The organism is Candidatus Allofontibacter sp. (genome assembly GCF_038145245.1).
GTDB lineage: Bacteria > Pseudomonadota > Alphaproteobacteria > Pelagibacterales > Pelagibacteraceae > Fontibacterium.
This window is the reverse complement of sequence record NZ_JAYQPI010000037.1, coordinates 1-7,729: the sequence shown is the minus strand read 5'-3', so window position 1 is coordinate 7,729 and position 7,729 is coordinate 1. Positions and strand designations below refer to the sequence as shown.

General features: G+C 30.6%; 11 protein-coding genes. 3 read left to right on the top strand and 8 right to left on the bottom strand.

The genetic code is table 11. From position 1 onward, the window contains the following. Positions 1–42 precede the first annotated feature (42 nt). Complete coding sequence (locus AC8IGH_RS04705; protein ID WP_507419561.1) at positions 43–126, top strand: ABC transporter ATP-binding protein C-terminal domain-containing protein; 84 nt, start codon at positions 43–45, stop codon at positions 124–126. A gap of 63 nt (positions 127–189) precedes the next feature. On the opposite strand, the gene AC8IGH_RS04700 is transcribed toward AC8IGH_RS04705, so the two are convergent. The 4 genes from AC8IGH_RS04700 to AC8IGH_RS04685 form a co-directional block, all read right to left on the bottom strand. Continuing rightward, a complete protein-coding gene (locus AC8IGH_RS04700; RefSeq protein WP_507419560.1) occupies positions 190–342 on the bottom strand; it encodes a DUF2798 domain-containing protein in 153 nt (50 codons plus the stop codon). A 173-nt stretch (positions 343–515) separates the two neighbouring features. Further along, positions 516–986 (bottom strand): thermonuclease family protein, encoded by a 471-nt coding sequence (locus AC8IGH_RS04695; RefSeq protein WP_507419559.1) that lies wholly within the window; start codon positions 984–986, stop codon positions 516–518. A gap of 5 nt (positions 987–991) precedes the next feature. Further along, positions 992–1,420: a DUF192 domain-containing protein gene (locus AC8IGH_RS04690; RefSeq protein WP_507419558.1), complete on the bottom strand. Its 429-nt coding sequence runs from the start codon at positions 1,418–1,420 to the stop codon at positions 992–994. Next, on the bottom strand, positions 1,420–1,746 hold the full coding sequence (locus AC8IGH_RS04685; protein WP_507419557.1) for a nucleotide pyrophosphohydrolase: 327 nt from the start codon (positions 1,744–1,746) through the stop codon (positions 1,420–1,422). Before AC8IGH_RS04685 ends, AC8IGH_RS04690 begins: the two co-directional genes overlap by 1 nt. A 27-nt stretch (positions 1,747–1,773) precedes the next feature. Between AC8IGH_RS04685 and AC8IGH_RS04680 the strand changes: the two genes are divergently transcribed. Beyond that, positions 1,774–2,169 (top strand): HIT domain-containing protein, encoded by a 396-nt coding sequence (locus AC8IGH_RS04680; RefSeq protein WP_507419556.1) that lies wholly within the window; start codon positions 1,774–1,776, stop codon positions 2,167–2,169. A 1-nt stretch (position 2,170) separates the two neighbouring features. After that, complete coding sequence (locus AC8IGH_RS04675; protein WP_507419555.1) at positions 2,171–3,007, top strand: 23S rRNA (adenine(2030)-N(6))-methyltransferase RlmJ; 837 nt, start codon at positions 2,171–2,173, stop codon at positions 3,005–3,007. On the opposite strand, the gene mgtE is transcribed toward AC8IGH_RS04675, so the two are convergent. From mgtE to AC8IGH_RS04655, 4 genes are all read right to left on the bottom strand, one after another. Further along, the gene (gene mgtE, locus AC8IGH_RS04670) at positions 3,004–4,383 is read right to left on the bottom strand and encodes a magnesium transporter (RefSeq protein WP_507419554.1); all 1,380 of its coding nucleotides are present in this window, start codon (positions 4,381–4,383) and stop codon (positions 3,004–3,006) included. The two genes, AC8IGH_RS04675 and mgtE, sit on opposite strands and share 4 nt — an antisense overlap. Before the next feature lie 168 nt (positions 4,384–4,551). After that, on the bottom strand, positions 4,552–6,063 hold the full coding sequence (locus AC8IGH_RS04665) for a tripartite tricarboxylate transporter permease (RefSeq protein ID WP_507419553.1): 1,512 nt from the start codon (positions 6,061–6,063) through the stop codon (positions 4,552–4,554). Then, positions 6,060–6,530, bottom strand: a complete 471-nt coding sequence (locus AC8IGH_RS04660) for a tripartite tricarboxylate transporter TctB family protein (protein ID WP_507419552.1) — start codon at positions 6,528–6,530, stop codon at positions 6,060–6,062. The genes AC8IGH_RS04665 and AC8IGH_RS04660 overlap by 4 nt, the downstream gene beginning before the upstream one ends. Continuing rightward, positions 6,527–7,507 carry a Bug family tripartite tricarboxylate transporter substrate binding protein gene (locus AC8IGH_RS04655; protein WP_507419551.1) on the bottom strand — a complete coding sequence of 327 codons (981 nt, stop codon included), beginning with the start codon at positions 7,505–7,507 and terminating at the stop codon, positions 6,527–6,529. Before AC8IGH_RS04655 ends, AC8IGH_RS04660 begins: the two co-directional genes overlap by 4 nt. Between the last annotated feature and the right edge of the window lie 222 nt (positions 7,508–7,729).

The window sequence follows — 7,729 nt, the reverse complement described above, 5'->3', positions numbered from 1 at the left end:
CTCGATATTGTTGATAGAGCTTACATTATTAATAATGGGGAATTGATTGCTGAAGGATCTCCAAAAGAAATTGTTGAAAATAAAAAAGCAAGACAACTTTACTTAGGATCTCAGTTTAAAATTTAATTACCTATCCATAATTCTGCTTAGAATAGATCTAGTTAATTTTCCTCATAAAAAATGCAGGAATTAACCATATAAAAAAACAGGTATCCAAGCTTTGATGAATTTTAAAGAAAAATGATCAACCAATCCTAAAATAATAAATGGAACCATCAAACTCATGCCAAATGCCATAATGATAGTAAAAATATAAAGTTCAAATTTTTTGTTTAATTTCAAGATGATTAGCTATTTAAATTAATCAAATAAAGAATCTGTTATAATTGCCGTATTCATTATGAAAAGAAATCCTATAGCTAAAGCCCTTCGTACACCAAAATTTAAAAAAAGAATTATTAATAATAAAAAAAAATATAATAGAAAAAAGAATAAAAAAATATTTTAGTTAAAACTTATTTATTTCTTAAAGATTTTCTATACTCTGAAGGTGTTTGAAAATTCATTGCCCAAATACCAATTTTATTTTCTTTTGCATATTTTTCATCTTCAATAAAATCTTTAGAGTATTGAGTGTATGCAACCGCATAACCTTCTCTAACCATAAATCTAGATAAACTTTCTTTGTCGATAAAACATTCTGCCACTAATCTTTGATAACGATCTTTATCTTTAACAATACATTCGGGAATTTTATTTCCAATCTTTTTTTTGAGAATATTCTTTGCAAGAATACCACATTGAACTTTTATTTTATCTTTTTCGCAGATTTGTTTTGCTTCTGGAGCATCAATACCAAAAAAACGATATTTAAATTTTCCTATATGAATAGTATCTCCATCTATTACTTGAACTTTAATTTCATTTGAAAATAAAATAGTTGAAAAAAAAAAATTAAATAAAAAAAAATAAATAATTTTTTTCATAATTTTTAATTAACTCTTTTTATGCTTAATATTTTATCTCCTACTTTTATATTGTTTTTCTCAAACCAACCTTGATTTACCTCAAGCGCTAATACTATAGGCTGTCCTGAACAATGCTCTGTTAAAGATAATGGCTGCATATCGCTAATTTTTACTATTGTATTTGTATTGCTTATAAAGGCTATGGATAAAGGTATTTTTGTATCCTTCATCCAAAAACATGGACTGGAACCTTCTTCAAAAATAAATAGCATCCCACTATCTTTTCCTAAGGTTGGACGATTCATGAGTCCTTCGCTTTGTTCTTCGTCTGTTTCAGCAATTTCTGCAATTAATTTTTTATTACCAATCTCAATTTGAACTTTTGAAAGTTGAGCAAAAGAATTATTTGCTAATAAAAAAGTTAATATTAATATTCTTATAATTTGTTTCATTATCTTTTTTGGCTGTTTCCCCTAGATAAAGACACAGGATATTTTATAACATTTTTTTTTAATTTTGCGTAAAAGCTTTTCTCAATATCAATATTCATTTTTTGAGAAATTCTTAATAAATAAAAAAATATATCAGCAATCTCATCTGCTACTTTTTCCTTATCTACTTTTTTTAGATCACTTTCTTTTAACCACTGAAAAATCTCAACAAGCTCTGATACTTCTACCGATAAAGCCATAGATAGATTTTTAGGCGAATGAAACTGATCCCAATCTCTTTCTTTTACAAAGTTTTTAATTTTTTGATTAATTTTCTTTAAATTCATAACAAAATAGCTATTTAATTTAATTGCATGTTTAAATTACACAAAAAATTACTCAAAACTACTCATTCTGTAGCCGATCTGAACTTATGTACAGCCCGATTGATGGATAATGCTAAATTTCCTTGGCTCATTCTTATTCCAAAAAGAAAGAACATTAGACAAATATTAGACTTAAATAAAAAAGATCAAATAAAACTTATGGAAGAAATTGATTATTGCAGTAGAGTTATGAAAAAAACTTTTAATGCTTTCAATTTAAATGTGGAAAAAGTTGGAAATATTATACCCCAACTACATATTCATATTATTGCAAGAAATAAAAAAGACAGTTCATGGCCACTTTCGGTTTGGGTCGTTAAAGGAAAGCCTTATAAAAAATCACAATTAACCGAAACTATAAAAAAAATTCAAAAACTTATTTAATATGCTGAGCTACAGGCACGGATATCACGCTGGGAATGCAGCGGATGTGTTGAAACATTTTACACTTCTTTACGTTCTAGATTATGTAAAGAAAAAAAATAAAAATTTTATTTTTATTGATTGTCATTCAGGTGCAGGAAAATATTCTGTTTCTGATCCCTATATGCAAAAAAATAAAGAATATCTTCATGGTATAGAAAAAATATTTAACGTAAAAAATAATGATATTTTTTTAAATATTTATTTAAAAATAATAAAATCGATAAATCTTAATTCAGATCTTAAGATATATCCTGGTTCGTGTTATCTTGCTGCTAAAAGTCTAAGAGCAAATGATAAGCTTCATTTTCTTGAATTACATCCTAATGAATTTTTAAATCTCAAAAAAAACTTTATAGATGATTTAAGAATAACTATTGAAAATGAAGATAGTTACATAAGGCTTATTAAACTACTTCCACCAAAGGAAAAGCGTGCAGTAATACTTATTGATCCATCTTATGAGATTAAAGACGAATATGAAAAAGTATTAAAAATGTTATCGGATTGTTATAAAAAATTTCCTCTTGGAGTTTATATTGTTTGGTATCCTGTATTAAATAACAAAAAAGCTGAAAAATTTGTTCTAAATATTCAAAAAGAAAATTATAAAAATCTATCCCACATTGAAATGATTACGGACAACTCTAGTCATGGAATGCAGGGAAGCGGGTTATTTATAATTAATTGTCCTTGGTCAATAGAAAAAGATATCAAAAATAGTTTAAAAATTATTTTTGACCAGTTAAAAAAATCTGATGATTGTTCTAAATTAATATTTAAAAACAGTATTAATTAAACAAACAAACTAGCTATTCCAAGAAAGGCAAAAAAGCCTACAACATCTGTAACGGTTGTTACAAAAACAGTTGCAGAAATAGCAGGATCTATCTTCATTTTATTTAATGTCACTGGGATAGCAATTCCAGCTAAGCCAGCTACAGTTAAATTCACAAGCATCGCTGCGCCAATAAGGATGGCTATCTTTAAATCATGAAACCAGAAATATACAAACACTCCAATAATTAATGCGAATATTAATCCATTTAGAAGACCTGTAACTACTTCTCTATTAATAATTTTCATTACATTCTTTACATTCAATTGCTGGGAAGCAATTAATTGAATTGTAACTGTTAATGTTTGTGTTGCAGCATTTCCTCCCATTGAAGCTACGATTGGCATTAATACTGCAAGAGCAATAACTTTTTGAATTGTATTTTCAAAAATTCCAATAACAAATGAAGCTAAAACTGCAGTAATTAAATTAATAAATAACCATAAGAATCTATTTTTAGATGTCTCAACAGGATTGTCGGTTATATCTTCTGCAGCTCCAATTCCTCCTAATCTTAGAGCATCTTCAACAGCTTCTTCTTTAACAATTGTCACAACATCATCCCCTGTTATCACTCCGATTAATTTTTGCTCTTTATCAACAACACCAGCGGAAACTAAATTGTATTGGGTGAAAATATTTCCCACTTTTTCCTTATCAAGTTCAGCTGGAATAAAAGTTTTATTCTCTGCTACCAAGTCTTTAACTTTTACATTTGGATCTGATCTTAAAATATTTGAGATAGATGCATTACCGATAGGCTTTCTATCTTTATCGACGACGAAAATTTCTAAGAACTGTTCAGGTAAATCTGTTGAATCTCTTAAAAAATCCATAGTTTGACCAACGGTCCAATCTAGATCAATCATTACAAATTCTCTCTGCATAATTCTTGCAGCTGAGTCTTTTGGATATTTTAAACCCAATCTAAAAAAATTTTGATCTTTTTGCGGTAGATTGCTTAAAATTTGATTTTGAAATTCTTCAGGAACATTTTCTATAATTTGAAAAGCATCGTCTGATTCTAATTCTTTTACTATTGCAGAAATTGTATCTGGAGAAAGCTGTTCTAATATCTCTTTTTGCAAAGTATCAGATAATCCTAGGACGACTTCAGGATTTAAATCTGCAGATTTGTGACTAAATAATTTTATTTGCGCTTCATTCGGTAATATTTTGACTAAATCAGCAACATCCGCTGGATGATATTTATCTAATAACTTATGAACAGAGATAAAATTATTCTGCCTAATATTTTCGGTTAAAGTATTAATTTGTTCTTCAGTGAAAACATGCCCTGTTCTAACTTTAGAAGTTTGATTAGCTTCTTGGGGCATGAAAATCTCACATATAGGTTTAGCTACTACCTATAATGAATTCGATTAAAAAAAAAGCCTAATTTTAAAACTTAGTACTGTTTTTTTGATCTAGACTCTTTTGGAGCTGTACTCTTTGGTTTCTTTTTTTCTTTTCTTGTATCGCGACTCTTTCCCATAATATTTAAATTACCTTACTTTTCTTCTTTTGCTATAAAAATTTATTAGAAAAGGACTTAAAAATAAAGTAAATGCTATAAAAAGTATAGTTGCGGAAATAGGTCTTGTTATAAATGTTGTCCATTCACCCATTCCAATAATTAAAGCCTGTCTTAATGATTGTTCTGCAATAGGACCTAAGATTAAACCAATAATTAGTGGAGCTGCTGGAAAATCAAACCTTCTAAAAAAATAACCAATCAAGCCAAAAAAGAGCAATAAAGCCAAGTCAAAAGAAGATCGTCCGTTTCCATAAACTCCGGCTGAAGAAATAATTATTACTCCGACATAAAGCCATTGCGAAGGTATCTTAAGTATTTTTACCCAAATTCCAACAAGCGGGTAATTAAGTATTAATAAGATTACATTGCCAATATAAAGGCTTGCAATTAACGTCCAAACTAAATTTGACTGCTGAGTTAATAAAGTTGGTCCTGATCTAATACCATAAGATTCAAAAGCTGATAATAACACAGCCGCAGTTGCCGAAGTTGGTATCCCTAAAGTTAATAATGGCATCAATACACCAGCAGCGGCCGCATTATTTGCAGCTTCTGGTCCTGCAACCCCCTCAATTGCTCCCTTTCCAAACTCCTTAGGTTTTTTGGAAAGTTTTTTTTCTGTGTAATAACTTAATAAAGTTGGAACCTCCGCGCCTCCTGTCGGTAACGCTCCAATAAAAAAGCCATAAAAAGAACCGCGTAGCCAAGGCTTCCAACTTCTTTTCCAATCTTCTTTTCTCATCCAATTGTACCACTTATTTTTGGGAGAAATAATTACAGTCTTTTTACTTTTTTCTCTTCCTTGCCATGCTAAAAACAATGCATCTCCAACAGCAAACAATCCAACAACAGCAACGGTAACTTCAACTCCATTTAATAGTTCCATAATTCCACCAAAAGTAAATCTTGGTTGTCCAGACTGAAGATCAATTCCAACTAAACCAATAATAAGACCTAAACTTAGGCTAATCATTCCACGAATAACTGAATTTCCTAAAACGGCTGTTACTGAGACTGCAGCCAAAACCATTAAACTAAAGTATTCTGCTGGACCAAACGTTAACGCCACCTTAACAACAATTGGAGCAAAAAAAGTAAGAGCAATAGTCCCGATTGTTCCTGCAACAAAACTACCGATAGCTGCTGTTGCTAAGGCTTGACCTGCTAAACCACGTCTTGCCATCTTATTTCCTTCAAGGGAAGTTACAACGCTTGATGACTCTCCAGGAGTATTAAGAAGTATAGCTGTTGTTGAACCTCCGTACATTCCTCCATAATAAATTCCTGCAAACAGTACAAACATTGCAACAGCTGGGGCTTTAAAAGTTAACGGTAAAAGCAACGCAATTGTTAATGCGGGTCCAATTCCAGGAAGAACGCCAACTAAAGTTCCAGCTAGGCATCCTGCAAATCCATAAATTAAAATTGATGGACTTAATGCCGTGCTAAAACCATTTATTAACTGTTCAAAATAGTTCATATTTTAAAATAAAAAGCAGGTCCTAAATTTACCGAGAGTACTACCGAAAATAAAATCCAAACACTTGATACAATAAAAAAATTTATTATTAACGATTTAAAAGATATTTTTGTATCAAAAGATTTTGATATACATACACCACATACAGTTCCTGAAAAAATAAAACCAAAAAATTTAACTAATATTATAAATAAAAAAAAACCGCCCAAAAAATAACTTAAACGATTTACGGTATTTTTTAATGGTTTTTCATTTTTATTATCAGCTACATCAGGTAGTTCTTTTGATCTAAAAAAAGAATAATAAACATAAAATATTACAAAAACGGTAAAAAGACTAACGGCAAACTTTGGAACTAAAGACGCTCCAACAGCATCATATAAAGTAGATTTTGGAATTTGTGTGACTTGCCATATGGCAAGTCCACACAAAAAAAATAATATTAAAGAAAATCTTAAAGCACTCAAGCTAAGCCTAGATCTTTTAATATTAAACCTGTTTCTTTAATATTTTTATCAATTTCTTTTTCAAATGCCTGTCCAGACAAAAACACATCTGTCCATTTTCTTTCTGCTACAGTTTTTTTCCAAGCTTCAGTAGCATGCAACTTAGTCAAGAAATCAACAAGTTTTTTCTTTTGATCATTATTAATTCCTGGAGCTCCGAAAACACCTCTCCAGTTAGCAGCTGTTACATTTAAGCCCAGCTCTTTTAATGTTGGTATATCAACTCCGGGTATTCTTTTATTTCCAGAAACTGCTAAAGCTTTCATTTTTCCAGCTTTAATCTGTTCTTCAAATTCTGAGTAACCAGAAATTCCAGCTGATACTTGACCACCAAGAATTGCAGCATTAGCAGGACCACCTCCTTGAAACGCAACATAAGCTGCATTTCTTGCGTCAGCACCTAATGCTTTGACTATTAGACCTAAAAGTAAATGATCTGTTCCGCCTGCAGAACCTCCAGCAACTGATACTGCTTTTGGATTTGCTTTAACTGCGGCAGCAAAATCATTCCAATTTTTGATTTTTCCAGAAGTGGGAACAACTAATACACCGGCCTCTTCTGTAAGGCGAGCCAATGGAACAACATCCTTCATCGTAACTGGGCTCTTATTTGTGATTCCTGCTCCAACCATAACTGAACCACCTATCATTATAGTATTTCCTTGTCCCTTTTTTTCACTTACAAATTTTGGAAGGCCTACCATTCCACCTGCACCTCCAACATTTTCAAATTGAAAAGTATTTACTAACCCTGATGATTTTGAGGCCGCTTCAATTGATCGAGCAAGTCCATCCCAACCTCCGCCCGGAGCAGCTGGAACAAAAATATTTACGCTATCAAATACTGCTTTTGACTGTGCAGACGACCAATTTGACATACCTAATACTGCGGCTGATACGCCAGCAAACGCCATAAATTTTCTACGATTTATTTTCATTTATTTCTCTTTTTTGGTTTTTTATAGATTTTAGTGCAAATTATTTTGTTTTTAAACAATAAATAAAATAATCAACTTAAAGATGATTTCTAATAATAATCATTTTAATGGGATTTTATACATGATCTTATGTATGCTTTTTTTTTCCATTAACGATGCTTTTATAAAATATATTCTCTTTCTTTATAAAGATATCACGATACTGGGCGAGATAATTTTTAT

Excerpts from the sequence above, each read along its gene's own strand:
- AC8IGH_RS04685 (WP_507419557.1), bottom strand. The coding sequence starts at position 1,746 with ATGAATTTAAAGAAAATTAATCAAAAAATTAAAAACTTTGTAAAAGAA.
- AC8IGH_RS04665 (WP_507419553.1), bottom strand. The coding sequence starts at position 6,063 with ATGAACTATTTTGAACAGTTAATAAATGGTTTTAGCACGGCATTAAGT.
- AC8IGH_RS04675 (WP_507419555.1), top strand. The coding sequence starts at position 2,171 with ATGCTGAGCTACAGGCACGGATATCACGCTGGGAATGCAGCGGATGTG.
- AC8IGH_RS04695 (WP_507419559.1), bottom strand. The coding sequence starts at position 986 with ATGAAAAAAATTATTTATTTTTTTTTATTTAATTTTTTTTTTTCAACT.
- mgtE (WP_507419554.1), bottom strand. The coding sequence starts at position 4,383 with ATGCCCCAAGAAGCTAATCAAACTTCTAAAGTTAGAACAGGGCATGTT.
- AC8IGH_RS04690 (WP_507419558.1), bottom strand. The coding sequence starts at position 1,420 with ATGAAACAAATTATAAGAATATTAATATTAACTTTTTTATTAGCAAAT.
- AC8IGH_RS04655 (WP_507419551.1), bottom strand. The coding sequence starts at position 7,507 with ATGAAAATAAATCGTAGAAAATTTATGGCGTTTGCTGGCGTATCAGCC.
- AC8IGH_RS04680 (WP_507419556.1), top strand. The coding sequence starts at position 1,774 with ATGTTTAAATTACACAAAAAATTACTCAAAACTACTCATTCTGTAGCC.